The sequence below is a fragment of the Psychrobacter sp. CX16 genome (assembly GCF_057396245.1).
This window is the reverse complement of record NZ_JBXYJF010000010.1, coordinates 68,573-94,530: the sequence shown is the minus strand read 5'-3', so window position 1 is coordinate 94,530 and position 25,958 is coordinate 68,573. Positions and strand designations below refer to the sequence as shown.

Annotated in this window: 16 protein-coding genes and 2 tRNA genes; 6 read left to right on the top strand and 12 right to left on the bottom strand. The window is 43.5% G+C overall.

Going from position 1 to position 25,958, the window contains the following annotated elements; genetic code table 11:
* Positions 1-204 (bottom strand): helix-turn-helix domain-containing protein (locus tag AC2SLM_RS05605; protein ID WP_486552558.1); only part of this gene is annotated, 204 nt, incomplete at its 3' end.
* Positions 205-326: 122 nt separating this feature from the next.
* A complete protein-coding gene (locus tag AC2SLM_RS05600) occupies positions 327-1,343 on the bottom strand; it encodes an adenosine kinase (protein WP_486552556.1) in 1,017 nt (338 codons plus the stop codon).
* 1,422 nt (positions 1,344-2,765) lie between these two features.
* Between AC2SLM_RS05600 and AC2SLM_RS05595 the strand changes: the two genes are divergently transcribed.
* Both AC2SLM_RS05595 and AC2SLM_RS05590 read left to right on the top strand, forming a co-directional pair.
* Positions 2,766-5,813, top strand: a complete 3,048-nt coding sequence (locus AC2SLM_RS05595) for an insulinase family protein (protein WP_486552554.1) — start codon at positions 2,766-2,768, stop codon at positions 5,811-5,813.
* A 143-nt stretch (positions 5,814-5,956) separates the two neighbouring features.
* Positions 5,957-6,457 carry a hypothetical protein gene (locus tag AC2SLM_RS05590; RefSeq protein ID WP_486552552.1) on the top strand — a complete coding sequence of 167 codons (501 nt, stop codon included), beginning with the start codon at positions 5,957-5,959 and terminating at the stop codon, positions 6,455-6,457.
* Positions 6,458-6,524: 67 nt separating this feature from the next.
* Here AC2SLM_RS05590 and AC2SLM_RS05585 read toward each other — a convergent pair whose 3' ends face one another.
* From AC2SLM_RS05585 to AC2SLM_RS05575, 3 genes are all read right to left on the bottom strand, one after another.
* The gene (locus AC2SLM_RS05585) at positions 6,525-7,889 is read right to left on the bottom strand and encodes a WS/DGAT/MGAT family O-acyltransferase (RefSeq protein ID WP_486552550.1); all 1,365 of its coding nucleotides are present in this window, start codon (positions 7,887-7,889) and stop codon (positions 6,525-6,527) included.
* Positions 7,890-8,018: 129 nt separating this feature from the next.
* Positions 8,019-9,404 carry a WS/DGAT/MGAT family O-acyltransferase gene (locus AC2SLM_RS05580; RefSeq protein ID WP_486552548.1) on the bottom strand — a complete coding sequence of 462 codons (1,386 nt, stop codon included), beginning with the start codon at positions 9,402-9,404 and terminating at the stop codon, positions 8,019-8,021.
* A 373-nt stretch (positions 9,405-9,777) separates the two neighbouring features.
* Entirely contained in the window at positions 9,778-10,629 is an 852-nt protein-coding gene (locus AC2SLM_RS05575; RefSeq protein ID WP_486552546.1) for a thiazole synthase, read from the bottom strand.
* Positions 10,630-11,076: 447 nt separating this feature from the next.
* Here AC2SLM_RS05575 and AC2SLM_RS05570 point away from each other — a divergent pair, with 447 nt between their 5' ends.
* The 4 genes from AC2SLM_RS05570 (at position 11,077) to AC2SLM_RS05555 (ending at position 16,693) form a co-directional block, all read left to right on the top strand.
* Positions 11,077-12,450 carry an SPOR and LysM peptidoglycan-binding domain-containing protein gene (locus tag AC2SLM_RS05570; RefSeq protein WP_486543657.1) on the top strand — a complete coding sequence of 458 codons (1,374 nt, stop codon included), beginning with the start codon at positions 11,077-11,079 and terminating at the stop codon, positions 12,448-12,450.
* A 179-nt stretch (positions 12,451-12,629) separates the two neighbouring features.
* On the top strand, positions 12,630-13,157 hold the full coding sequence (locus tag AC2SLM_RS05565; RefSeq protein ID WP_486552567.1) for a DUF2726 domain-containing protein: 528 nt from the start codon (positions 12,630-12,632) through the stop codon (positions 13,155-13,157).
* Positions 13,158-13,568: 411 nt separating this feature from the next.
* Entirely contained in the window at positions 13,569-15,662 is a 2,094-nt protein-coding gene (locus AC2SLM_RS05560) for a catalase (protein ID WP_486552544.1), read from the top strand.
* A gap of 248 nt (positions 15,663-15,910) precedes the next feature.
* Positions 15,911-16,693 (top strand): MBL fold metallo-hydrolase, encoded by a 783-nt coding sequence (locus AC2SLM_RS05555; RefSeq protein ID WP_486552542.1) that lies wholly within the window; start codon positions 15,911-15,913, stop codon positions 16,691-16,693.
* A 140-nt stretch (positions 16,694-16,833) separates the two neighbouring features.
* Here AC2SLM_RS05555 and AC2SLM_RS05550 read toward each other — a convergent pair.
* The 7 genes from AC2SLM_RS05550 to leuS all read right to left on the bottom strand — a co-directional run bounded on the left by AC2SLM_RS05550 (position 16,834) and on the right by leuS (position 25,865).
* Positions 16,834-16,909, bottom strand: a tRNA-Lys gene (locus tag AC2SLM_RS05550).
* Positions 16,910-17,143: 234 nt separating this feature from the next.
* Positions 17,144-17,219 (bottom strand) — tRNA-Lys (locus tag AC2SLM_RS05545).
* Positions 17,220-17,435: 216 nt separating this feature from the next.
* Entirely contained in the window at positions 17,436-19,412 is a 1,977-nt protein-coding gene (locus tag AC2SLM_RS05540) for a MacB family efflux pump subunit (protein WP_486552565.1), read from the bottom strand.
* A 184-nt stretch (positions 19,413-19,596) separates the two neighbouring features.
* A complete protein-coding gene (locus tag AC2SLM_RS05535) occupies positions 19,597-21,015 on the bottom strand; it encodes a permuted SH3 domain-containing protein (protein ID WP_486552540.1) in 1,419 nt (472 codons plus the stop codon).
* Between the two features lie 407 nt (positions 21,016-21,422).
* Positions 21,423-22,520, bottom strand: coding sequence for a DNA polymerase III subunit delta (locus AC2SLM_RS05530; protein WP_486543653.1), 1,098 nt, complete (start codon positions 22,518-22,520; stop codon positions 21,423-21,425).
* A 3-nt stretch (positions 22,521-22,523) separates the two neighbouring features.
* A complete protein-coding gene (locus AC2SLM_RS05525; protein ID WP_486552538.1) occupies positions 22,524-23,204 on the bottom strand; it encodes an LPS-assembly lipoprotein LptE in 681 nt (226 codons plus the stop codon).
* A gap of 3 nt (positions 23,205-23,207) precedes the next feature.
* Entirely contained in the window at positions 23,208-25,865 is a 2,658-nt protein-coding gene (gene leuS, locus AC2SLM_RS05520; protein WP_486552537.1) for a leucine--tRNA ligase, read from the bottom strand.
* Positions 25,866-25,958: the final 93 nt, after the last annotated feature.

Sequence of the window (25,958 nt, the reverse complement as noted above, 5' to 3'; positions counted from 1 at the left end):
GCTCTTTGGCGGTGTATTCCAGTCTAATGTACCATGTTTCCTAAGCCAAGTTAGGACGGTACTACGTCCTTGTATGCCATAGTGCTTTTGGGCTTGTTTGTAGGTCATGTCGCCTTTTTCTACTTGCCCTACCACAGCTAATTTAAAGCCGAGTGTGTAATCTTTCTGTGTTCGTTTAATCCTTGATCTTTCTGCTTTGTCCATTTATAAGCTTCCTTTTCGTAAACTTATTTTAGGACGGGACAGTCAGCAAAGAGAAGCCCATACTAATTAGCATGGGCTTTTTAATGTAAAAAACATTATAGCGAAAAAAGTGTTAGAGGCTATTAGCTTTCTAATACTTGATTGGCAATCTCTTGATACGCATCAACTGGCAAACGAGGACCAAATTGCTGAACAACGCGGCTAGCAACGTGGCTGGCAAGCACACCGCATTGCTCTAATGGCAAGCCTTTTGATAACGCATATAAGAATGTACCAGAATAGTTATCGCCGGCACCATTAGTATCAACTACCTTATCAACACTTGGTGTGCCAACTGTGGTAATGGCTAATCTGCCATCTTCAGCGCGCTCACAAATAACCGTGTCTTGTGGACCATTGGTCACCACCGCAAGCTCACAATATTTGGTTAATGCTTTGGCCGCATCAGTAATTGTGCTTTCACCCGTGAATAATTGCGCTTCTTCTACGTTGCAGAAAATAGTCGCTACGCCATCACCTAATATCTCAAGTAATCCCTCTTTGGCAAAGTTAACCACGGCAGGATCGGCAAAGCTTACTACGATTTTTGTATCGTTTTCTGCTGCTTGCTGACGTAGAGCAGTCACAGCAGACAGTAGCTTCTCTGACATCGCCAGATAACCTTCAACATACAGCCAGTTGCTTTGGCTTAATGATTCAAAATCAACGTTGGCATCATTAATTTCACTAGATACGCCCAAGTAAGTCTGCATAGTGCGCTCACCGTCTGGGGTGATAACCACGACGCAAGTGCCAGTGACACCGTGATCAGCAACCGAGATATCTGAGGTAGCCACACCGGCTTTTTTTAAATCATTTAAATAGAATTGACCGGCCTCATCATTACCCACACGGCAACAATGGAACGACTTACCGCCTAAGCAAGTAAAGGCAAATAGGGCATTGGCTGCAGAGCCGCCGCCTGAGCGTTTAGAAGGGCTAATTTTCTGTGATTTAAAGGTATTTAATAACTCAGTTTGTTCCTCTAGGCTGGCTAAATTCATGCTGCCTTTGGTCAAACCGGTCTTGCTAAGCTGCTCTTCATTTAATAAATATTCGTGGTCGACTAGCGCATTGCCTAAGGCCATCACATCGTACATATTGTATCCATTTGATTGAAGAAAGTAGGGGGGTGAGTGACTTATGGTTTCCTCATTATCGTTAATGATTTTTTAATAATAATGGGCCATAAATTTGGTGGTGATATGATACTGGAAATAGACTAACTTTTGGGGATTTTAGCGATTAGAATTTTAGAGGTTAATCCGTTAGATAGACATAAAATTACTTTAAAACGCAACCCCTGTTTGCTCTGCTGTGGAACATATGAGCGTTAAACTTAACCTTTGATAAAAACGATAAAAAAGTTAAATGGATAAATGTTGGCTTATAAGTTATTGATTTTATTTAAATTATTAATTGTACAAAAAACAAGCAATTTAAGGAAAAGCCTTATCTACAGTAAGCTATTTGATGTCAAGCTTGCGGTTATCCACAGACTTATCCACAGATAGTGGGGGTAACTGTTAAAATGCTTTATTTGTAAGGGTTTGCGTGTCATAAAATAGACACAACAAAATGTTAGGCCATAATAAAAGCTTGGCGGCATCAATACAGTGACTGATTGGTTTACATTATGTTTCACAAAAAAGGCAGATTAGCTTAGGGCGTGTGGAACATTCGCAAATTAGCACTGCTGATAGCTAAAATTGTTTCAGACTAGGCGTAAACCGTAGTTAATGTCTAGACCTTGACTAGTTTTGCAACAACGTCTGGGGCGATTTTAGCATCAGCCTCACTCGAGCACATCTCTCGCCTTGCGAACGGGCAAAGCAGTGCTTTGCTTAATCCGTTCTCAGGGGCGGGACTCTTTTTTGCCAATATATTGCGAAATTGTCTAACTTAGAATGACTAAGCGTCAAAAATTTCACTGCATATTGACTAAAAAATAGTCGCCGCCAGTGCCATGGTCGAATGTTCCACACGCCCTAATAAAATAGAGGCTTTATCGATAATAATGAACGCTGTCAGTCAGATTAAAAATGTGTTTTAGGATAAAAAAGTTTAAAAGTCGCTCTTTAAAGAAGATACCTTTAAAAAATAATCGGTGGCTCCATTAAGTAACCTATAGATAACCTAGATATCCGCTTTATATAGCCTTTATAGGCTAAATGAGTTATTCTAAGCGGTTCGCATTTTGATAGGGTCGGCCTAAATGGGCCGGTGTCTATTTATGATGCACGGTTATCGATAACCCACTGAATGTTATGGGTAACCCTCTTCGCAAGCCAGCCTAAAGCCACGCTATACCATCCGCGAAATTTAAGCGTCAGTGAACTGTCTGTTTAAATCAGTCGTGTTAATGATAGTAGGACGATTCACCATAGCGATAATGGTGACAATACAAAAGTCAGATACAAACAGCGTCATGACACAGACATAATTACCAATATACAAACAGCTATCGATAATAAGACCTTAGGTCTTTTAACACTCATATATCAAATAAAAAGAGTCAATTTATGCAAAAAGAAAATGCTTCTACCTTTACACCCAATCTCACCTTACATCCAAGCTTTGAGCTGATTGAACATCGCAAGATTGAGGCGTTGTCTTTGGATGTGCTAATTTCTAAACATAAGCAAACCGGCGCTATGCATTATCATTTGGCGCACCCAAGTGATGAAAATGCCTTTTTGGTTGGCTTTAGAACACAGCCAATGGATTCAAAAGGTGAGGCACATATTTTAGAGCATACTGCGCTATGTGGCTCGGCCAAATATCCAGTGCGTGACCCGTTTTTTTCGATGATCAAACGCTCTTTAAACACCTTTATGAATGCGATGACTGCGGCAGATTGGACCGCTTATCCGTTCGCTACTCAAAATGAGAACGACTACTTTAATCTATTGTCAATCTATTTGGACGCCTCGTTTTTCCCTAATTTGCATCCGCTTGATTTTGCTCAAGAAGGCATTCGCATCGAGCTTGATGAGAACGACAAGCCGCAGTTTAAAGGTATCGTGTTTAACGAGATGAAAGGTGCGATGAGTGGCGAGATTGATCAGCTATATCATACGGTTGCGCATAACTTATTCCCGACCACGACCTATCATTATAACTCTGGCGGTGATCCTGCTGATATTCCGGACTTAACCCATGCAGAATTGGTTGAGTTCCATAAGAGCCATTATCACCCATCAAACAGTGTGATTATGAGCTTCGGTAATATTCCAGTTAGTGACACCCAAAGCAAAATCCATGACGACGCATTGACTCAGTTTGAAATGGGCAAAAAGCATGAATCGCGTGCAGAGCAGCGTTTAACGGCGCCGATTCAAGTGACCGATACCTATACCATTGATGAGATTGATAAAGCACAAACCCATCATGTGATGGCATGGTTATTGCCTGCGATTACCAATCCAAAACAACGTTTGGCGCTGCGTTTGTTAGAGGGTGTGTTAATTGAGCATGCCGGCTCACCACTACGTTCCTATCTAGATAGCCATCCGTTAGCGACCGGTCCGAGCCCGTTATTAGGTCTCGATGACAGTCACTATGAGATGGTATTTTATACCGGCGTTCGTGGTTCAGAAGAAGAGCATGCGGATGCTATCGAAGCCGGTATTCTAGAACTACTTGAAGAGGTAGCCAATAGCGAGATTGATCCAGAAGCCATTGAGACTATCTTGCATCAAATCGAGATTGATCAGCGTCATATTGGCGGTGACAGTATCCCTTATGGTCTAAATCTTATGCTAGAGGGCTTTAGCACCGCCATTCATGATGGCAATCCGATTGATGTGTGGGAGGTGGATGAACATCTACAGTGGCTGCGTGAACAAGTTAAAGACCCAAGTTGGTTGCCCGGTTTATTAAAGCAGCATCTGCTTGATAATCCGCATCGTGTGCGTGTGACTTTGATTCCTGATGATACTAAGTCGGCCAAGCTTGCAGCAGCGGAGCAGGTTCGTCTTGATACCATTGAGTCAAACTTAACCGAAGACGATAAGAGCATATTAAAGCAGCAAGCACTCGATTTGGCCGCCCGTCAAGCTGCACCAGATGATTTAAGTTTACTGCCTAAGGTCGGTCTTGAGGACGTACCTGAATCGCTCAGCTTTATTCATGGCAAAGAGGTAGATATTACTCTTGCCGGTCAAAGCAGCACCTTGCATCAATATGAAGCGGGCACAAACGGTCTGTATTATTATCAGCTAATTATGCCGTTAGCCGGACAAGATGACATTATCAATCATCCGCTGTTGCCGTTATACCTAGGTTTGTTATCAGAGCTTGGTACTGATACCTATTCGGCACGTGAGTTTCAGGCAGTGCAAGCTGCCCATTCTTCAGGTGTAACAGCCCGTGTGAGTCAGCGTACCAGCACTTATGATGCCGATACCTTGACCAGCTATTTTGTGGTGGCAACCCGTGCGCTAAACCGTAAGCCAGAAGCCATCAATCTGGTGAAGCAAGTCTTAGAGCACAGCGTCTTTACTGAGCATGACCGCATTAAAGAGCTGTTGCAGCAAAAACGTTCTGGTTGGCAGTCTCGTCTGGCCAGTGCAGGGCATGCCTATGCAATGCAAACAGCAAGCCGCGGTATGAGTCGTCAAGCTGAGCTTGAGTATGTTCGCAGCGGTCTGCCTGCACTAAATGCTTTAAAGACTTTCTTAGATAATGCTGCAGAAGACAGCAGCAAGTGGGATGAATTGGCTACCGCATTGATGGTTCTGCATAAGCGCTTGGTCAGTCTACCAAAAGAGGCATTATTGGTGTGTGAACCAGAGCAAACTGAACACTTTAAAGCTTTGATTGAGCAAAGCTGGCAGGACTCGCTGTATACTGGTAAGGTGGCGCAAGATAAGCAGGCGCTAATGGCTAGCATTCCAGAAGAATATAGCTCTCTTCAGTTAACACTTACATCGCCAAGCAACAAAGCAGTGGATAGCGATAAGTTGATTCAAGTAATAGACCGTCAAGCTGAAGATCTGGCATGGTTAGTGGCGACTAATGTGTATCACAATGCCGCTGTATTCCCTGCGGTTACGGCAGATCATCCAGACTGCGCCCCACTGATGGTATTGGCTCCATACTTACGTAATGGCTATTTACATAGCGCCATTCGTGAGCGTGGCGGTGCTTATGGTGGCGGCGCAGGCTATGATGCCAATGCGTGTGCGTTTAAATTCTTCAGCTACCGCGATCCGCACTGTGCAGAAACCTTTGATCATTTTGCCAAAAGCGTTGACTGGTTATTAAATGAAGCGCAGCAGCCTGAGCAGCTAGAAGAAGCCATTTTAGGTATCGTCTCAAGCATGGACAAACCTGGCTCACCTGCGGGCGAAGCGGTGAAATCTTGCTTTGCAGATCTGCATTTGCGCGGTGAGGCATGGCAGCAAAAAATGCGCGGTAATATTCTAGCAGTAACGCTAGAAGACTTACACCGTGTGGCAGCAACTTACCTTAAAGACAAGCCATGTACCAAAGCGGTATTAGCGCCTTATGATAAAGAAGAGACAGTTAAGTCGCTTGGCTTTAAGGCTGAAAAAGTCTCTAGTTAAATCAGTTAATGTGATGATACAAAAAAGAGGTGAGTTTTTTGACTCACCTCTTTTTAGTTAGCGTAATGATTTAGTTAGCGCAATAAACAGCAATTTATGTTTAGATAGTTTGGTGCTGACACCGTAATGACATGAGAAAACAAATGAAGACGCTAGAAGAGAACTTATTAAGTACCCCCGAACAAAACCAGCCTGATCCCACCCGTTTAAAAATGACAGCGCATACCAAAAGCTTTCGCTACTTACTGCGCTATGCCATCCCTTTTACCCTAGCATATGTGTTTCTACCAGCGCTGCTAGAGCAAATACATTTCCCGTTTGGTGGTCTGCTGCTGTCAGCATTTGTGATAATTTTCTTAAATATCGCAATGATTGTCATCTTTAAAAGGTTAGAGCATCGCCGACTAGAGCAAATGGAATGTAGTCGACTGGGCATGTTGGTTGCGACGTTTACCTTTATCGTGACATCGCTACTCATGATTTTCTCAATCGATAATATATCCAACGGAGAAGTCACGTTACAGACGCTTATGGACAATGGTATGTTACCCATCTTGATTATTAGCGGTGCGATTGGTTTTGTGATTAATTATGCTGTGGTCTATTACGGTATGTGGTGGATGCAAAAGATGTTTAAGTCATAAATCACAACTGCTACCGTGCATTAAGCGATAAAGTAGCAGTTGTGATTAACATAGTAGAGTCTATGACTTATGATTGACACAGCTGCTCATATTCAATTAATGCCTCCTCAATGAGTGATGGCAGTTTATCGATATTTGGTAGATGTTTAGTACAAGCGACAATACCAAAGTCCATATGATCTAAATAACTCACCAGAGTAATATTAAGCGCTTGTCCATCAAAGATAATCGAAGCCGGATACAAAGAGCTGAGCTTAGCACCATTCCAATATAAAGTCTGCTTAGGACCGGGAACATTAGAGAGAAGTAGGTTAAAGGCCTGCTTTTTAGGATAGGCATTGGTCAATAAGTTCACGCCCTCCCAAGCATAAGCTACCGCACTATAGTTAATTACTTCTACCTGATTCATACGCCCAAATCGTGCTTTATTCTTAGTCATACTCTCATGAATAATTTGTAGCCGCTCAATTGGGTCAGTAACGTGAGTCGCCAGATTACACAGCACCAGTGAGGCCTGATTGCCGGTGGCGCTGTTATCGGTGCGCAATGAGATAGGCACAAAGCCGATTAATGGCTCAATAGGCAATTGATATAAAGACAGTAAATATCGACGCAGCGCTGTTGCACAAACAACAAGAACCACGTCATTGCTACTAACATTCAGATGCTTAGCAATTTGATTGAAGCGGCTACGTTGATACGACTGTGTCATTAGTTGCCGCTGCTGTGAGATACGCTGATTTAATATAGAGCGCGGTGCTTGTGTGCTTTTTACATGAGTGACGGTATTGCGTAGCGAAAAGCTGTCTTTAAGCTCTGAGAACACAGTGCCGATAGAGCTGGCTTGTTCTTTAGCGATAGTGATAGGAGAGCGTTTTTTAGGAATCACGGTTTGTAAGTGGTCCTGATTGCGTCTTAATAGTGCCCACAGTGGCAGCTGCATCACTTCTGTTGGCGACGTTGATAGTGATCGTTCTACCAAACGCATAGCAGCTACCCCATCAACTAAGGCATGATGGATTTTAAAGTACAAAGCAAAGCGAGCAGGCCCATTGGCAGAGGCAGGCGGCACCCCTTCTATGATATGACATTCCCATAAAGGGCGTGATTTATCGAGGGCTGTGGCATGTACTTTAGAGACATAGCTTAAGACATCATCGCCGGCATCAGAGGTACCTAATACGACATGATGCAGATGCTGATAGACATCGAAGGTATCAACCGTTTTCCACAGCGTATGATTGTGTAGCACCTGATTAAAAGGCGAGGTGGGCTTGACCTGACTGGTCTGCATTTGCTGTACTAAATTGGCAACAAAATTTGGGGATGCCTCTTCTGGCAACTCAAACAAAAACAGCCCACCAACGTGCATGGGCTGTTTTTGTTTTTCGAGTAGCATTAGAAGCTGCTCGACTAAAGTTAATAAACGCATATTTTTCCTCACGGCTTGTTCCTTAATGACACAAGCTAAATGCGGACTATTGTGAGTCTATTCTCATCAGCTGACAAGAGGCGTTATGTTAACTGGCGCTATACTTTATCAAAATAATTTACCTAAGCATTATTCACGAATACCCAGTTCACGCTCGGTACAGATTGTCTCAAGCTTTGATAATTCAGACTCTAGTAACTTCAGTATGTTTTGAATCTTTGGCAGCGTTTTACTACAGGCCACAATACCAAACTCAATGCAGTCCAGATAACTGGCTAGCGTGATATTCAATGCCTGACCGTTAAACAAAATGGACGCAGGATACAACGCTTTTAGCTTCGCGCCATTCCAGTAAAGTGGTTTTTGTGAGCCTGGAACGTTAGAGATGATTAAGTTAAACGCCTGCTTTTTAGGAAAAGCACTGGTTAAAACGTTGGCAAATTCCCAACTATAGGCCACTAGGCTATAATTAATAACCTCAGCTTGACTCATACGCCCAAAACGCTGCTTGCCATTATTCATACTCAAATGAATCAGGTTCAAACGCTTTAGAGGGTTGTCAATATGTGTGCCTAAATTACACAGGATAAAGGCAAACTGATTGCCCGCTGCTGTTTTATCCTTACGCATAGAATATGGAACCCACGCAATAAGCGGCTCTTTAGGCAGTTTATCTATCAACAATAGATATTCACGCAATGAGCCTGAGCAGATTGCCAATACCACATCATTGATGCTGACATTTAAGTGATTGGCTATCCGTTTAAAGCGCTCAATATCAAATGATTCAGCAACAAAGCGGCGTGAGCTTGAAATGCGCTGATTAAGGATGCTGTGCGGCGCTTGCGTGGTTTTGACGAAGTGCGAGTCTTTGCCTTGTCCTAAGGTGCGTATCAACTCCGTTACTACTGGTTTGGCGGTTTGCACCTGTTCACTGATGATATGACGCATGGCACGCTCTTTGGGGATAATAGTCTCAATCTGATGACGATGACGCATCATCATTGCCCATAGCGGTAATGATAAGTTCTCGTTAGGCGATTGTGATAGACTCTTTTGCACCAAACGCATGGCGGCAATACCATCGACCAAAGAGTGATGGATTTTAAAATACAAACCGAAGCGCTTAGGTCGACCCGGAGACTCAGGCTCAATGCCTTCAATAATATGGCATTCCCACAATGGGCGGGCTCTATCTAAAAGGCGTCCATGCTCTTTAGATATATAAGACAATAGCTCGCGTACACGTGCAGGCTTCGGTAGGGCCACATGATGAAGATGGTGCTCAACCTCAAACTCTTCATCCTCCTTCCAATAGCTCAGATTATACAGCACTTGGTTAAAAGGAAAGGTTGGCGATACCTTAGAGCTTTGCATTTGTTGTACCAGTGATTGTACAAAGTCTTCGCTCGCATCTTCAGGCAACTCAAATAAAAACAAGCCGCCAACGTGCATGGGCTGTTTTCTTTTCTCTAGTAATAAGAAAAGTAAATCGACTATGGATAGTAGACGCATGGCATTCCCTTGCTAGTCAGTAAAAATAAATTAAAGTCATCATTAACAAAAAGTGAGAGGAGTGTCATAAAGATACATTGTCAAATATACAAGTTTTATACTGCAAATAGCGGATTTTAGCGATAAAAATCGTTATATGTGACATTTATTACTAATAATGCCTATATTTTATATAAAAATCGTGGGTAGGTTTCTTTTAAATAAAGCAAATAGGCGCGGCTTTTATCCAAAAACTGCGACCTATTTTACTCATCTAATCGGGGTTCATTTGATTAAAGGCAATAAAATTATCTAGTAGGTTTGCAAAACGTGATACCTGATTTCCAGTCTCGCACGTTCTGCAAATCGTATCTGCTAGCTGATTCATAATAAGCTACTGAAAAAAGTAACCGGTCTGCGGTGAGCTGGGTACTGCCATTTTACGCATCGGCATTCTGCCGGCAAGATAAGAGGCACGACCTGCCCAAATTGCATATTTCATTGCATGAGCCATCATAACAGGGTTTTGTGCATGAGCAATAGCAGAGTTCATTAATACGCCATCACAGCCAAGCTCCATAGCAATTGATGCATCAGATGCTGCACCAACACCAGCGTCTACCAAGACAGGTACGTTTTGGCCACGTGCATTTTCAACAATTAAGCTTAAAGTATGACGGTTTAATAAGCCCAAGCCCGAGCCGATTAAGCTGCCAAGTGGCATAATAGCAACACAGCCCATACTAGCGAGCTCTTTTGCGATAATCGGATCATCTGAGGTATACACCATGACCTCAAAACCATCGTCAATCAAAGTGCGAGCAGCAATAAGAGTGTCAGTCACATTTGGATAAAGGGTGTCTTGGTCGCCAAGCACTTCTAATTTAACTAAGTTATGGCCGTCTAGCAATTCACGTGCCAATTGGCAGGTGCGGATGGCTGTGTCGGCGTCAAAACAGCCTGCTGTATTTGGTAAAATGGTATATTTTTCAGGAGAGATAACATCTAATAGATTAGGCTCATTTTTATTTTGCCCAATATTGGTACGGCGTATCGCAACAGTGACGATTTCTGCACCAGATGCGGCAATGGCTTCACCGGTTTCGGCTAAGTCTTTATATTTACCTGTCCCAACTAGCAGGCGAGAGGAGAAGGTGCGACTGCCGATTTTAAAAAGGTCATTTTGTAGTGGTAGAGGGGCTGTTTCAGCGTTGGAATCTTGTTCGGCACCAGTAAGCGGGTTCATAGCTATTACCTTGTTTGTGATGAATATTGTCTACAATGAAGTGTAATATAACCAAATACTTAAATAGATTATCGCTATAGCTCCCATTGTTCAATAGGCAAGACGAATATAGCTCAATATAAACCTAAGCGGCTTTATAATGGTTTTAGAATTAATAAAAAATTGCCAGTCTTAAGCATGTGATAAGTACGGATTCAACCTCTATCGCTTTTATCGCTTTGGGCTTATTGTAAATGTACTTAATAGGATAGTAGAGCAGCTGAACAGCGACAAGATGCACAGGGTAGCAGACATAAGCCGGTGAATCCTTTATAATCTTTTAGATATATTTTTATTTGCTTTTCTTTAAATGAAGCGGCTATCTAGATAAACAAAGCCGATAGCTGTGTATTTTAATCAGAACATTTTGCACGTTTGCAACATCACGTTATAACAAAGGGTATGTATATGGATTCGTCACGACAATTATTATTGGGAACCGGCGTATTTCTAGGGGGCGGCATGCTACTTTTTGCCATGGTCAAACAGATGGACACGCCTCCTGAGAGTGCAGCAGATAATGCACCAAAAGTCACTGAGGTCGCTGCTGCCGACGACAACTCAAAACCGCTCACCGCAGACCTAGCAACCGAAGAGAGAATTCTAGAGCAAAAGCGTCTAGCACGTGAGAAAAAAGCGGCTGAGTTAGACAGACGCGCGCGCGAGTTTTTGACAGAGCAAGAAAAAGCGGAAATCTTGGCGATGCAAAAAGCGCGCGAAGAGAATCAGCAATATCGCAGCAATGCCGCTGAGCCGATTGTAGATGAGGCACCCGAAGAGGTAAAGAGGCAACAGGTTCCGATCACTAAGCCTGTAGTGATGGCTAGGCAAGTAGAGCATGAACCTGCGACTAACCAAGCTCAACAGGCCAACGCGCAAACCACTCAAGCGGCACAAACGCAGACTGCTACCGCAAAGCCAGATGCGACTAAAGTTGAGACAGCAGCGGCGAAGCCTGAGCCTAAACCAGAGCCTAAGGCAAAAGCACCAAGCAGAACCCAATCTTATACCGTTCAGCGCGGTGACGGTTTGATTAAACTGTCGCGTCGTTATAATATGCCAGTTGAAGCCATCTCGCAGGCCAATAAATTATCAACGGATTCTGTGCTAAGAGCTGGTCAAGAGATTACGATTCCCTCTGCCAGTCAAGTGGATCGTCTGGTAAAAGAATACAATGCTAGTAATCACAGTCAAAGCAAGCCACAACAAGTCGCAGCTAAGCCGGACACAAAAAGCAGCGAAACCAAATCTAATCCGGCACCAACCAATAGCGCACCACCTCGCCAGTTAGACTACAAAGTACAACGCGGTGATGGTTTGATTAAATTAGCACGTCAATATAACGTACCGGTTGAAGCGCTAGCCGAAGCAAACAATATGAGCACCGGTTCTTCATTACGTGTGGGTCAGGCGCTAACAATTCCATCACGTAAGCAAGTGCAGCGCTTACAGCGTGAAGCCGAGCAGCGCAAAGCTGCCGCCGCTAAGAAACAAGAAGCGCAAAAACGCCTAGCAGAAGCGCGCCGTGAAGCAGCCAGAGGTGAGGCCAAAGGTACCTTTGGTGTCCAAGTCGCTTTAGCCGACAATCAGCAAAAAGCAGACGAAATCGTTAAGCAAATGAAAGCTGCTGGTTATTCAGCCAGTACCAGTAAGACCAGCCGCGGTGTACGTGTGATTGTTGGGCCAGAAAAAGGCAAAGAGGCCGCACTGGCGCTTAAAGATAAGATTAACGCCGACTCCCGTACAGATGTGAATAATGCTTGGGTACTTTATTGGCGTTAACAGTAATAAAGTGCAGTCATCTATCAAATAGATGATTGGCTATGGAAATTAGGATACACACTAACACGACATCAAATGTCGTGTTTTTTTATGCAGTTATGGTGATGGTGTCATAAAACTGCCATAATAATGCTTTTAATTTCAATGAGTTATAAAGGTGGTATACGTTAGTGGATTTTATGATGTTTGGTGTGATGATGCTGGTGGCGCTCATTGTGATTTTTAGTCTCATAGGGCAGCGCCGGCATGAACAAAAGCAAGAAAAGGTAAAGCCAGTACGTGGTGATGATTTGCCTATTTGGCCGTTCCAGCCTATGCCAATTATGACAGACAGTGAGGTGTTGTTTTTTGAAAAGCTACAGCAGGCGGTGCCTGAGTACTTTATCTTTAGTCAAGTTCAGCTCTCACGAATTATTGAGACCAGTGAGGATGCCGGTGACGATAAGCACTTTTGGTTTAATCGTATTTGCCGACAAAGCATCGACTATGTGCTTGTTGATAGAGATGCACAGACCACGCTACTGGCGATTGAGTTAGATGATTGGACGCATGAAAGCACCTCAAGAGTCAAAGCGGATGAGAAAAAAGACAAAGCCCTAGCCAGTGCCGGAATTCCTATCATTAGATTTCATGCTGAGCGTATGCCAAGTGTGGACATTTTGCGTCATGATATTGAGGCGGTATTAAAAAAATATCCACCACATTAATAGGTGATGATCAATGAATATAAGGACTGATTGAGAGAATCGAGTGGAGATTATCAGCAAGAATAATAGCTTAAAAAATATACTGTTAACGCGAAGTATAAATAGTTAACTAAACATACACAGCCATCTGCTTTAATTTGTTTACTATAAAGAGACACCTAGTAATTAACTAAAAACGGGTGTATAGCCAGATAGTTACGTGCCGGAGTCTTCTTTATTGGCAGCTCTAATAAGTTGAATAAATACTGCGCCTTAGTATGATAGAAGGTAGGTATTACATTTGGCTAGATGGCTACTACTTTTAGAAGGGGGCTTTTATTAACCTATTGAAGCGACCGCTCATAGTAGTGATTTTTAAAAGCGTCATACAATAATTAAGATAATAAATACTCAATTAGCAAGGATATGATAATGAAAGACAATATTGATCATAATGACCCAGCCAAAGACATGAATCCGAGTGTAGGTAATGGCGGAGAGCCACAGTATCAGGCAGACGGTGATGTGCCTAACTTAACCACTCAGCAAGGTGTTGTGATTTCAGACAACCAAAATTCGCTAAAAGCGGGTCCTCGTGGTCCTTCTTTGTTAGAAGATTTTGTATTACGTGAAAAAATTACCCATTTCGACCACGAACGTATCCCTGAGCGTATTGTTCACGCCCGTGGTTCTGGTGCACATGGTTATTTTGAATTAACTGAATCATTAGAAGAATATACTACTGCCAAAATCTTAACCGAGACTGGCAAACAAACACCGTTATTCACTCGCTTCTCAACTGTAGCCGGTAACAAAGGCTCAAAAGATACACCACGCGATGTGCGCGGCTTTGCCGTTAAAATCTATACCTCTGAGGGTAACTGGGATATCGTCGGTAATAACATGCCTATCTTCTTTATCCAAGATGCCATGAAGTTTCCAGATTTGATTCATGCGGTAAAACCTGAGCCAGATCGCGGCTTCCCGCAAGCAGCCTCTGCTCATGATACTTTCTGGGATTTTGTATCACTAACACCAGAAACTATGCACAATCTAATTTGGTTAATGAGTGACCGTGCGATTCCACGTAGCTTACGTATGATGGAAGGCTTTGGTATTCATACTTATCGTCTATTAAATAAAGAAGGTAAGAGTACTTTTGTTCGTTTCCATTGGAAGCCAAAATTAGGCGTTCAAGGTCTAACTTGGGATGAAGCGGTTAAAATCTCTGGCGCTGATCCTGATTATAATCGCCGTGATCTGTATGAGGCGATTCAAGCAGGCGACTTCCCGGAGTGGGAGTTCGGTGTTCAGTTATTTACTGAGGAAGAAGCTGAAAAATTCCCGTTTGACCATTTGGATGCCACTAAACTGATTCCAGAAGAAATGGTACCGGTCAAAATCATCGGTAAGATGGTATTAAATCGCTATCCAGATAACTTCTTTGCTGAAACCGAGCAGGTAGCATTCTGCCCATCGCATCTGCCACCAGGTATTGACTTTAGTAATGACCCATTATTACAAGGTCGTTTGTTTAGTTACCTAGATACTCAGTTATCACGTCTAGGTTCGCCAAACTTTGCACAGATTCCAATTAACGCACCAAAATGCCCATTTGCGCATAACCAGCAAGATGGTCATATGCAGATGCAAGTACCAAAAGGTCGTACCTTGTATGAGCCACAAAGCCTAGAGTCAGGTAAGCCTCGTGCAAACGCTAAAGTAGGCTTTAAGTCTTATGATGAGCAGCTAGATGATGGTGTTAAAGGTCGTATCCGTTCTGAAAGCTTTGCTGATCATTACAGCCAGCCACGTATGTTCTTCCGCAGTCAAACGCCTGTAGAGCAAAATCATATTGTTGATGCTTATATCTTTGAGTTAAGCAAAGTCGATACGGCACACGTACGTACACGTATGTTAGGTCATTTATTAAACATTGATGAAGATTTGGCTAATCGTGTAGCAAATGGCCTAGGTATGGAATTACCAGAAGCACCTAAGCCACAAGCACCTATCATCGATATGGATAAGTCACCTGCGGTACAAACCATTGGTCTGACGCCAAAATCGCTTAAAGGTCGTCAAGTGGGTATCTTGGTCGGTGCCGGCTCTAAGCGTGAAGCAATTGAGAAATTTGAGAATGCTGCTAAAGCGGCAGGCGCAAGTGTTAAGATTGTTGCACCAACCAAAGAAGTTGTTCTTGATGACGGAGCTCGTATTCAGGCTGACGAGCGCGTTCAGGGCGGCCCATCTGTTATATTTGATGCAGTGGTTAGTATCATTATGCCAGACGTTGCTAAAGAGCTTGCTAAGCAAGGCCCAGCGCTTGATTGGTTCACTGATGCTTATAATCATTGCAAAGCGATTGCTTATTGCCCAGCAACTGAAGAGCATATCTTAAGCAAACTGCCAATTGAAAAGGATGTGTTTGTTACACCACTTGATGATGTCGACGGTTTTATTGAAAATGCCAAGACCCGTCTGTGGGAGCGTGAGCCTAAAGTTAGCGACCGTAATATAGCTTAATCACCTTGTGAAATATTACCTTTATTGAAGGCTGCTTATTTAGCTTCAATATTCGCAAGAGGTCAAAAATAAGCAGTATAAAAATCAGTCATGCTAAGCATGGCTGATTTTTTATGCCTTAAATACTATTATGAGGGGAAGAATAATTTTAATCATCATAAGAGTATATAGGGAGTCATTATGACAAGAGCGCCATAACGTGGTATAAATAGCATCTTTCACACCGTCAATAGAGATAAGGGAGTTATATGAGCTTAATCGAGATAGTCGGCATACAAGGCTATATTCAGACCACTTATTTAGCGGTATATCCTGACAAGTTGTTATTGCTAGATGCAGGCTGTCACAGTGATGTCGATAAGATACTGTCTTATATTACTGATACGCTGAATCGTCCTATCAGTCAGCTTAAAACGGTGATGGTCACTCATATGCATCCAGATCATGCAGGCGGGGCAGTACTATTGAAGCAAAGAACAGGCTGTCAGATAGCCACTGCGGCAGCTTATAAACCTTGGTACGCAGGTGTGAGGGGTAAAATAAGCCATCTCAATGATTTGGCATTAACGTACTATGTGGCAAACAGACAAGGCAAATCGATAACCAATCTTTGGTACAACCCGATATTAAAGCCAGACATCGAGGTGCGAGAAGGCGATAGCATACCAGGATTTGATGATTGGATAATTGTGGAGACGCCAGGCCATACAGATTGCGATTTATCATTTTGGCACAAGCCGACTGAGCAGGTTTATATTGCGGATCTATTTTTAAAGATTAAGACCAAGTTTGTCTCGCCGTATTTGGTGAGTCTACCTTGCGTGTACCGTGATTCGGTTGAAAAGATAAGAGCGCTTAAGCCAAAGACCGTCTTATTGGCACACGGCGGCCGAGCTCATATTGAAGATGAAGACTTTGATAAGATTATAAAGCAGGCACCCGAGCAGCCGCGTGAGATGACTTTGGCGCAAAGCTTAACTATCAAACTGCCACAATTGAAGTTTGCACGTAAGCGGGTCGATACGCCTTGAAGGTCATGCATGAATAGAATAGGGTAGTTTAAATAACTGCCTAAAATTTGGGCTTAGCTGAAGACGATAGAATATCTAGTCATAAAAAAAGACAAAGAAAAACCCCGATTGAGCGATGCTTAATCGGGGTTTTAAGTATTTGGTGGGCCGACCGCGACTCGAACGCGGGACCAATTGATTAAAAGTCAACTGCTCTACCAACTGAGCTATCGGCCCTAAAGAGTGAGTCACTCTAAAGGTGAAGCTTTTTAATATAAATAAAAAGAAAGCTTCTATCTGCTTAAAGGTTTGATATGTACCCCTTAACAGAGTGGCATATTATACGTATCAAAAATGAGATTGCAAGACTTTAAGTAAAATAATTTAAAGTTTTTTGATTGCTGTCATGTTGATAGGAATACTCTAATAAAAATCCCGATTAGCTTACGCTTAATCGGGATTTTAGATATTTGGTGGGCCGACCGCGACTCGAACGCGGGACCAATTGATTAAAAGTCAACTGCTCTACCAACTGAGCTATCGGCCCTGAAGAGTAGTGTTACTTACTCTTGAGGTTACGATAAAGGGTTGCTGTATCCCCTTAACGTGAGAGCACATTATACGCTTCAAAAATGAGATTGCAACCCTAAATATTATTTTTTTTGAACTTTTTTATATTCAGATCAATTCAACATTATTAGCGCTCTTTTTTATTGCCATATTATCTTCTTTATTCAATGGATTCATCGGTGTTTGGCCAATATTAATCTCTAGATAATGCATCTACAGGGTTAAGTCTGGCCGCATTACGTGCTGGCAAAAATCCGAATATCACCCCAATTAGAGTCGAGCAAATAAAAGCAGCAGCGATAGACGTTGGCGAGTAGATAACGCTAAAGCTGTCTGAACCAATTGCGTTGATGGCTTCACCGATACCAAAGGCAAGCAATAAACCGAGTCCGCCGCCGAGCACACAGACTAAAATCGCCTCGATTAAAAACTGCTGCATAATATCGCTTTGACGCGCGCCAACGGCCATACGTACCCCAATCTCGTTAGTACGCTCGGTTACAGAAACTAGCATAATATTCATTACCCCAATACCGCCAACGATTAGCGAGATAATCGCAATAGAGGAGATTAGTAGAGTCATGGTCGTGGTAGTAGATTCAATGGTTTGACGAATCGAGTCGGAATTACGGGTTCTAAAATCGTCGGTGCCATGACGGCTGGTCATCAGATCAGTAATGGCAGATTCTGCGGCGCTGGTCGAGATAGAGGGATCGATTAATGTCACAAAGCGTTCAATATTATTGGTACCAGATACACGTGACATCATGGTGGTATAAGGCATGAAGATCGTCGGAGTATCGCTTGATTGACCAAAGCCTGAATCACTAGGCCCAAGGATACCAATAACTCGGCCTGGAACATTGCCAATAAGCATCACTTCACCAATCGGATTGTCTACATCAGCAAAGAAGGTAGATTTGGCATTGTCGTCAATAATCACATCTTGCATACGGCGACTGATACTTTGTTCATCAAAGCCTTGTCCCATGGCCAAAGTCTCACCGGTTACCTCAAGATAATCTTTGCCAACACCGCTAATACTGGCCGATTCTTGAATGTTTCGATAGCGCACGCTCGCTGAGGTATCAAGCTGCGGGCTGACACTGACTACATAAGGCTGATTGGCAACGGCCTGAGCATCATCTGGGGTTAAGTTGTCATCGTTGTAGCGACGTCTAGGATCACCCCATGGATAGCCATCGATTACGGTGATGGTGTTAGTACCAAGCGAGCTAATATTAGACAAGATTTGCTGCTGCGACCCTTGCCCAAGACCCACGACTGAGACCACAGACGCAATACCAATAATAATACCGAGCATGGTCAATAGCGTACGCAGCTTATGAGCGCGCATTGCCAGTACGGACATTCTAAAAGCTTCTGATAGGCGGTCTAAAAATGAGCTAAGACGTCCTTTTTGCTTCCGCTGCAAGGCATCAGAGGGCGAGTCGCTATTATTGGGTTGATTATCCTCATCACTATCTCGCACAAAGCCATCATTATGATAATCGGCGATAATCCGGCCGTCTTTAATCTCAATAACGCGCTCGGCTTGCTCGGCGATAGAGGCATCGTGAGTGACCATGATGACCGTGTGACCGGCTTTATTTAAATCCTTTAGAATCTGTAAAACATCTGCACCTGACTTACTGTCTAACGCCCCTGTTGGTTCATCGGCCAAGATAACATCGCCACCGTTCATCAATGCACGCGCCACAGAAACACGCTGCTGCTGACCGCCAGAGAGTTGTCCGGGGCGGTTATCCAGCTTATCACCCAGTCCCAAGTCGGTTAGTAGCTGCTCTGCACGCTCATTACGTGCAGTATTATCCATACCGGCATAAACTGCAGGCACCGCAACGTTATCACGGGCGCTAATATCACCCAATAAGTGATAACGCTGGAAAATAAAGCCAAAATGCTCACGGCGCAGTTGTGCCAATTCATCGGCTTCTAATTGTTTGACAGATTTACCATAAATTAGATACTCACCGCTATTGGCTTTGTCTAAGCAGCCCAAAATATTCATCAAGGTCGATTTACCAGAACCGGATTGACCGATAATGGCTACCATTTCGCCTTGATAAATATTTAAATCAATACCATGCAGCACTCGAATGGTCTGCTCACCAGCAGCAAACTCACGCACAATATTGCTCAGCTGCATGATAGTGGGCGCCTGTGTGCCACCCTCAGCTGCTTGATTAAATGGAGACGCTTGCGATTTAGTCATAGCGATGTCTTAAGGTTAGATGTTTTTTATTCAGATACTTTATATTCAGATATCATGCAATATCTAGTGAGCTATGCTCAGCTAATAGCGCTGAGATAACCCGATATAATTATGGTCATTACAGTCTCATAGATCCACCTGATGGCCCGCCTTTTCCGCCGCCTTGATTTTCACCAATAATCACTTGTTCGCCGGCTTGTAGACCGCTTAGAATTTGCGCATTCACTCGGTTATCAATACCCACTTTAACGGGTCTATTCTCAACGCTACCATCCTCTTTAAGCACACGCACGTAATAGGTATTAGAGTCGCTGGCATTAGAAGGTGAATTATTAGTAGCCGGTCTATCGTCATTATTCGTAGAACGGGCAGGGGGTGCCTCGTTATTAGCGGTAGTTGCAGTATTGTTAGGCGGAGGTGTGCCTTTTTTGACAGCTGCTGAAGGTATAATTAGCGTATCTTTTGCCTGATCAACAACGATATAAACTTGTGCAGTCATATCAATACGAAAACGGCGTTCTGGGTTCGGCACTTCGATATAGCCCACATAATAAATTGCAGAATCGGTCGAACTGGTGTCGCTGATTTGTTCTGGTGCCGGTTCAATCGCGGTCAATACCGCGTCGTATTTTTTGTCAGGATTACCAATAGTATTAAAGTAAACCGGAAGACCGGCTTGAACGTTGATTACGTCCGCCTCTGATATTTGCGCATTGATACGCACGGTGGACAAGTCGGCTAAGGTCACAATGGTGGGAGCAGACTGATTGGCGTTAACCGTTGTGCCTTGCTCGGTAACCACAGCGACTACAGTACCATCCATAGGTGCACGAATAGTGGTGTAGCCTAAGTCAGTGCTGGCTGTATCGACGTTGGTCTGCGCCATTTGCAAATCGGCTTCACTTCGAGCGATGTCTGAGCGGGCTGTGACTAAAGCTGCCTGCGCAGTTTTAATTGCTGCTTTTGCGTTATCAACACTGGCTTTTGCAGTATCGACATTGGTTTTAGCAACCTCAACCTCTTGCTCGCTAATGGCGTTAATATCTAATAATGGGCGTAGCCGTGCATAATCTGACTGAGCTTGTTTTAAATCTGCTTCGCGACTGGCCAAATCTGCTTTGGCACTTTCAAGACTTGCTTGACGACTTAAATATTCAGCCTTAGCGCTTTCTAAACCGGCTCGGCTCTGTTCAAGAACCGCTTGCTGATTAGAGAGGTTATTCTTCTGGGTAATCTGGTCAATCTGAGCAATTAAATCGCCTTGTTTGACCTCGTCGCCAACATCCACATACAGGCGAGTCACTTCACCCGATACCTGCGCACCAACATCAACAGTATTCAGCGCTTTGACCTTACCTGATGCCATTACATTATCTTCAATATCACCCTTTTCAACAGCGGTAGTGATATAACCGGGGTCTTCTTCTTGGGGCTTAAATTTGTTATAAGCCAGTATGCCAAGAGCGATGACAACCAGAGCGATAAGCGACCATTTGACAACGGATTTGCGCATTTTCTTATTAGCAAAAAGTTCCATAGCATAACCCAGAAGCGTATTTCAAATAGTTTAATGATACCTAGGATGGGCTGTAAATAACATGGTAGTTAGTTTAAGAAAGGTTACGACTGCATAAACGTCTCTGAATAATAGATAAATTATTATTCAGACATATATTTTCTAATACAAGGAGGAAATGACTTAAAATCAGAGCTAAAAATAGGATGGAGATAAGAACCTGTATTCACAAGCTATAATTGGCTCTTTTTGCCTAAAACAAGCCACTACTTTGTTAAAATTCGGCTCGAATAGAATGACTATTTAACCCAATTTTGCCTCGTATTGTCTCATTTTATTCTAAAAACAACGTAACTGTAGCTTATGAATACAGGTTCTAACAAAATGTTGTTGGTTAATATAAGGTTAAAGACTATATTTAGTGAATTTTAATTAAATAGCTGAATACCTGTCACTCGTAGAGCGGCTTGCAAAATAAGTTCCCATGCCGGCTGACGCAATACGCCTTTGACCGATTTATCGCACTGGTACAAGATATCTGGCCAATCGGCAATGCTTTGCTGATTTTGACGGCGACAGGCTGCTTGATACAAAGACTGCTTACTACTCCATATACCTAAGCTTTGTGGATCTTGTCCGCCCATAAGCTGCATAATCAGACGCATCTCTTTGCTAATTGACCATAGTACCAATGGAGTTGGTTCCTCAGTAAATTTAAGCTGCTCTATAATCTTGACCACTTGCGGCGCGTTGCCGGCGAGCATGGCATCAGATAAATCAAACACGCTATATTGAGCATCACTAACCAGCGCATTTTGTAGGGCATCCACATCTATGGTGACAAGTTGCGGAGTAGAAGCTTGACGAGGCGTAGTATTAGAAACAGGGGAGGTGGCATCAGGATGAGAGATTAATGCATCAATTTCAGGCGCAAATAAGTAAGACAAGCGCCATAAGGCTTGATAGGCACTTAACAGATGGTGTTCAGTTTGCACCATCAAAAACTGCCAAGCTTCTGGAACCAAATCAAGTCCAAAGCGCTGTGCCTGAATAGAGAGCAATTGCTGACGCTGATTTTCATTATATAAGTTGCAGTCAATTACCTGACCCATTTTTGCAAAAGGGGTAAACCATTTGCTGCTTTGAGCACGCTTATCGACTTTGCCGGTCAGCCACAGTACACAGTTTTGATTGGTGCCAGCATTGGCCTCAATTGCAAACGCTTCAAGCTCTGCTTGCACCAATTTATCCGGTTTGTGATTGCCAGTGACAATAACTGCGGTGGCATCATCAAATAAAGACAAGCTGTTTAATTCGCCTAGCACCTCTTGCCATGTCTTGACTGAGACAAGCTCGACACGTTGTATGGCGAGGTTTTGTGCACGCCAAGTGACGCGCATGGCATCAATGAGCCATTGATGCAATAACGGCTCATCGCCATGTGCCAGCCACAATCCAGATAATACATTTTGTGCAGATTGGGCTGAGCTTAGCTTGGGATAGACATTTAAAAAGGTGTCTTGCATGGGCTAATTAGCATCGTCTGTTGAATCAGAGGCATCGGCAGCTTTTTCAGGCACCAAAGTTACCGGACCATCGACATCAGCGTTGGGTGATACGCGAGGTAGACTGAGTGCCACGTATTGATCAGTAATACGCTGTGATAGGCTCTCATAGAGCCAGTCGCGGATTTGCTCACCTTGTTTGTCCTCAATACTCACAGAGGCCTCATCAAATTGATAACTGCGCTCTACCTGAATATTATTTTTAACAAGCATGGGTTTGCCAGTTCTACCGGCTGCATTATCCAGTGTATCAAAGGTAACGTCAGCGGAGAGCACTAAACGGACTTCAGTTAGTACCCCGACCAGCTCATAACGTCTAAACTTGATATTTTCGACTTTAATTAATCCAGTATAAAGCTGCTCACTGGTATTAATCTGACGACCAATATCATCAACCACTCGGATGCCAACAGAATTAAGCTTTTGCTTAAGTGGCAGTCGTAAGCGGTAGCTGGTAGTGTCTTCATCAATGCTCAGGATGGTGCTGCCTACCGCATAGGTCATCGGTGTCTCATAACCGCGCAAATGAAAACCGCAGCTGCTCAATAGCAGGGGTGACAACACGGCCATACCTGCTAATAGCATAGTCGCTAGACGTTTACGCTTCGGCTGATAAACAGCCGATTTCGTCACCATAATAGTCATTATTTAGCCCACCACGACAATATTGATAAGTTTATTTGGGACCACGATCTCTTTTTTAATCTCGCCAGTTAAGTGCTTAGCCACACTTTCGATTTCTTTTGCTTGCGCTTTCAGCGTTTCGGCATCGCTGTCTGGTGCAACTTCCATCTTACCGCGCACCTTACCATTAACCTGAACCACCATTGTAATGGTGTCTTGAACCAAAGCAGACTCATCGACACTTGGGTACGCAAGCGTTAAGGTGTCAATACCCATTTGCTCAAGCAGATGCTCTGAGATATGCGGTGCATAAACAGAAAGCATGGTCAATAACGCAGTCAATGCTTCATGCTGTACTGCAATCGTTTGCTCATTAATCTGCTTGTTTTTCGATAAGAAAGCGCCCAATTCATTGGCCAATTCCATCAAGCTTGACACTGGTGTGTTTAGTGACAAACGATCACCTAGGTCATTGTCAATTTTGGCGATGACCTCATGCGTTTTACGGCGCAGGCTCTTAGCATCGCTGTCTAACTGACTGCTATCCATGTCAGCTATTGCCGGTAGAGTATCATGGGTCAGACCATTCGACTCTAATGCTTGCAAATGATCTTGCGCGGCACGCCATACTTTCTTCAAGAAGTTATAAGGGCCTTTAAGTGAGTCATCTGACCACTCTAAGGTTTGATCCGCAGGCGCAGCAAATAGAGTGTATAAACGAACAGTATCTGCACCATATTCATCAATAGTGGTTTGGGGGTCAACGCCGTTATTTTTTGACTTCGACATTTTCTCAATCTTACCAATGGTTACTGGCTTACCATCTGCTTTTAAGAGGGCATTGATAGGCTGACCACGGTCGTCATAGTTGATATCAACGTCATCAGCGAAGTAGTAGGTTTTACCACCATCTTCGTTATCACGATATAAGGTACCGGCGAGTACCATACCTTGAGTTAATAAGTTTTTGAATGGCTCATCACCTGATACCAAGCCTTCATCACGCATCAATTTGTGATAGAAACGGGCATAAAGTAGATGCATTACCGCGTGTTCAACACCGCCTACATACTGATCAACCGGCAGCCACGTATCGGCAGCAGATTTATCCACCATTTGAGTGTCATCATTTGGGCTAGCAAAACGCGCATAGTACCAGCTTGATTCCATAAAGGTATCAAAGGTATCGGTTTCACGCTCTGCTGCGCTGCCACATTTTGGACAAGTGGTGTTCACAAATTCAGGAATATTTTTAAGCGGATTACCACGGCCATCTGGAACCACGTCCGTCGGCAAAATAATCGGTAAATCAGACTCTTCTACTGGAACATTACCGCAATATTCACAGTTAATCATTGGAATTGGACAGCCCCAATAACGCTGACGAGATACGCCCCAATCACGCAGACGATACTGAATCTTACGGCTGGCAAGGTTTTGTGGCTCAAGTTTGGCAAGCATGGCCTCAAACGAGCCATCAAAATCAAGACCGTCAAATTCGCCTGAATTTACCAGTGTGCCACGCTCAGTGTAAGCACCTTCGTGATCCTCTAGTGTTTCGATAACGGTTTTGATAGGTAGGTTGTATTTAGTCGCAAATTCATAATCGCGATCATCATGCGCAGGAACTGCCATCACCGCACCAGAGCCGTAGCTCATTAGCACGTAGTTGGCAACCCATACCGGCACTTCTTCTCCCGTTAATGGGTGAGTGACAGTCAGACCCGTATCCATACCGATTTTTTCAGCTTTAGCAAGATCCGCTTCTGCCACAGAGCCTTGCTTACACAGCTCGCAGAATTCAGCGATTTTAGGGTCTTGTTCAGCAGCTAATTTAGCTAAACGGTGTTCAGCGGCCACAGCAACATACGTTACACCCATTAAGGTATCAGGGCGAGTGGTGAATACGTCTAGCGTGCTAATGTCATCGCTGTTTTTGTATGGGAAATGCACTTCCATACCTTGACTACGGCCAATCCAGTTGCGCTGCATAGTAAGCACATCGCTTGGCCATTGACCTTCAAGCTTGTCCAAATCATCAAGAAGCTCATCGGCATAATCGGTAATCTTGAAGTAATACATTGGGATGTCGCGCTTTTCAACTGGAGCGCCACTACGCCAGCCTTTACCATCAATCACCTGCTCATTAGCCAGTACCGTGTTATCAACTGGGTCCCAGTTCACTGCGGCAAGCTTTTTGTAAACCAAGCCTTTCTTGTATAACTGTAAAAAGAACCACTGCTCCCAGCGATAATACTCTGGCGTACAAGTGGCAAATTCACGTGACCAGTCTATCGATAAGCCCAGTGTTTTTAACTGAGCGCGCATGTTATCGATATTTGAAAAGGTCCATTTGGCAGGCGCGACTTGATTGGCAATCGCTGCGTTCTCTGCAGGCATACCGAATGCATCCCAGCCCATTGGCTGTAGCACTTCATCACCTTTTAGACGGTAATAACGGCTGAGCACGTCAGAGATGGTGTAGTTGCGCACGTGACCCATATGCAGCTTGCCGCTTGGGTAGGGGAACATAGACAGCATATAGCGGGTGTTTGCATCTTTACTGATGTCATTGCTTACCTCAAAGCGCTTATCAGCGGCCCATTTGGCTTGCTGTTCGGCTTCAATCTGCTGAGGATGGTAATGATTAGGATTGGTTTGTTCAGTTGCTGTAGTGCTCATAATAGGCTCTAAGTTGGATGTTTTTATTAGGGTTTTTATAAAAAAAGGACAATAATCATGAGAAAAATTAGATACGATAGAATAGCGCAAATT

What these genes read in the sequence shown, in the direction of transcription:
- AC2SLM_RS05600 (WP_486552556.1), bottom strand. Translation starts at nt 1,343, where the DNA reads ATGTACGATGTGATGGCCTTAGGCAATGCGCTAGTCGACCACGAATAT.
- AC2SLM_RS05595 (WP_486552554.1), top strand. Translation starts at nt 2,766, where the DNA reads ATGCAAAAAGAAAATGCTTCTACCTTTACACCCAATCTCACCTTACAT.
- AC2SLM_RS05590 (WP_486552552.1), top strand. Translation starts at nt 5,957, where the DNA reads ATGAAGACGCTAGAAGAGAACTTATTAAGTACCCCCGAACAAAACCAG.
- AC2SLM_RS05585 (WP_486552550.1), bottom strand. Translation starts at nt 7,889, where the DNA reads ATGCGTTTATTAACTTTAGTCGAGCAGCTTCTAATGCTACTCGAAAAA.
- AC2SLM_RS05580 (WP_486552548.1), bottom strand. Translation starts at nt 9,404, where the DNA reads ATGCGTCTACTATCCATAGTCGATTTACTTTTCTTATTACTAGAGAAA.
- AC2SLM_RS05575 (WP_486552546.1), bottom strand. Translation starts at nt 10,629, where the DNA reads ATGAACCCGCTTACTGGTGCCGAACAAGATTCCAACGCTGAAACAGCC.
- AC2SLM_RS05570 (WP_486543657.1), top strand. Translation starts at nt 11,077, where the DNA reads ATGGATTCGTCACGACAATTATTATTGGGAACCGGCGTATTTCTAGGG.
- AC2SLM_RS05565 (WP_486552567.1), top strand. Translation starts at nt 12,630, where the DNA reads ATGATGTTTGGTGTGATGATGCTGGTGGCGCTCATTGTGATTTTTAGT.
- AC2SLM_RS05560 (WP_486552544.1), top strand. Translation starts at nt 13,569, where the DNA reads ATGAAAGACAATATTGATCATAATGACCCAGCCAAAGACATGAATCCG.
- AC2SLM_RS05555 (WP_486552542.1), top strand. Translation starts at nt 15,911, where the DNA reads ATGAGCTTAATCGAGATAGTCGGCATACAAGGCTATATTCAGACCACT.
- AC2SLM_RS05540 (WP_486552565.1), bottom strand. Translation starts at nt 19,412, where the DNA reads ATGCAGCTGAGCAATATTGTGCGTGAGTTTGCTGCTGGTGAGCAGACC.
- AC2SLM_RS05535 (WP_486552540.1), bottom strand. Translation starts at nt 21,015, where the DNA reads ATGGAACTTTTTGCTAATAAGAAAATGCGCAAATCCGTTGTCAAATGG.
- AC2SLM_RS05530 (WP_486543653.1), bottom strand. Translation starts at nt 22,520, where the DNA reads ATGCAAGACACCTTTTTAAATGTCTATCCCAAGCTAAGCTCAGCCCAA.
- AC2SLM_RS05525 (WP_486552538.1), bottom strand. Translation starts at nt 23,204, where the DNA reads ATGACTATTATGGTGACGAAATCGGCTGTTTATCAGCCGAAGCGTAAA.
- leuS (WP_486552537.1), bottom strand. Translation starts at nt 25,865, where the DNA reads ATGAGCACTACAGCAACTGAACAAACCAATCCTAATCATTACCATCCT.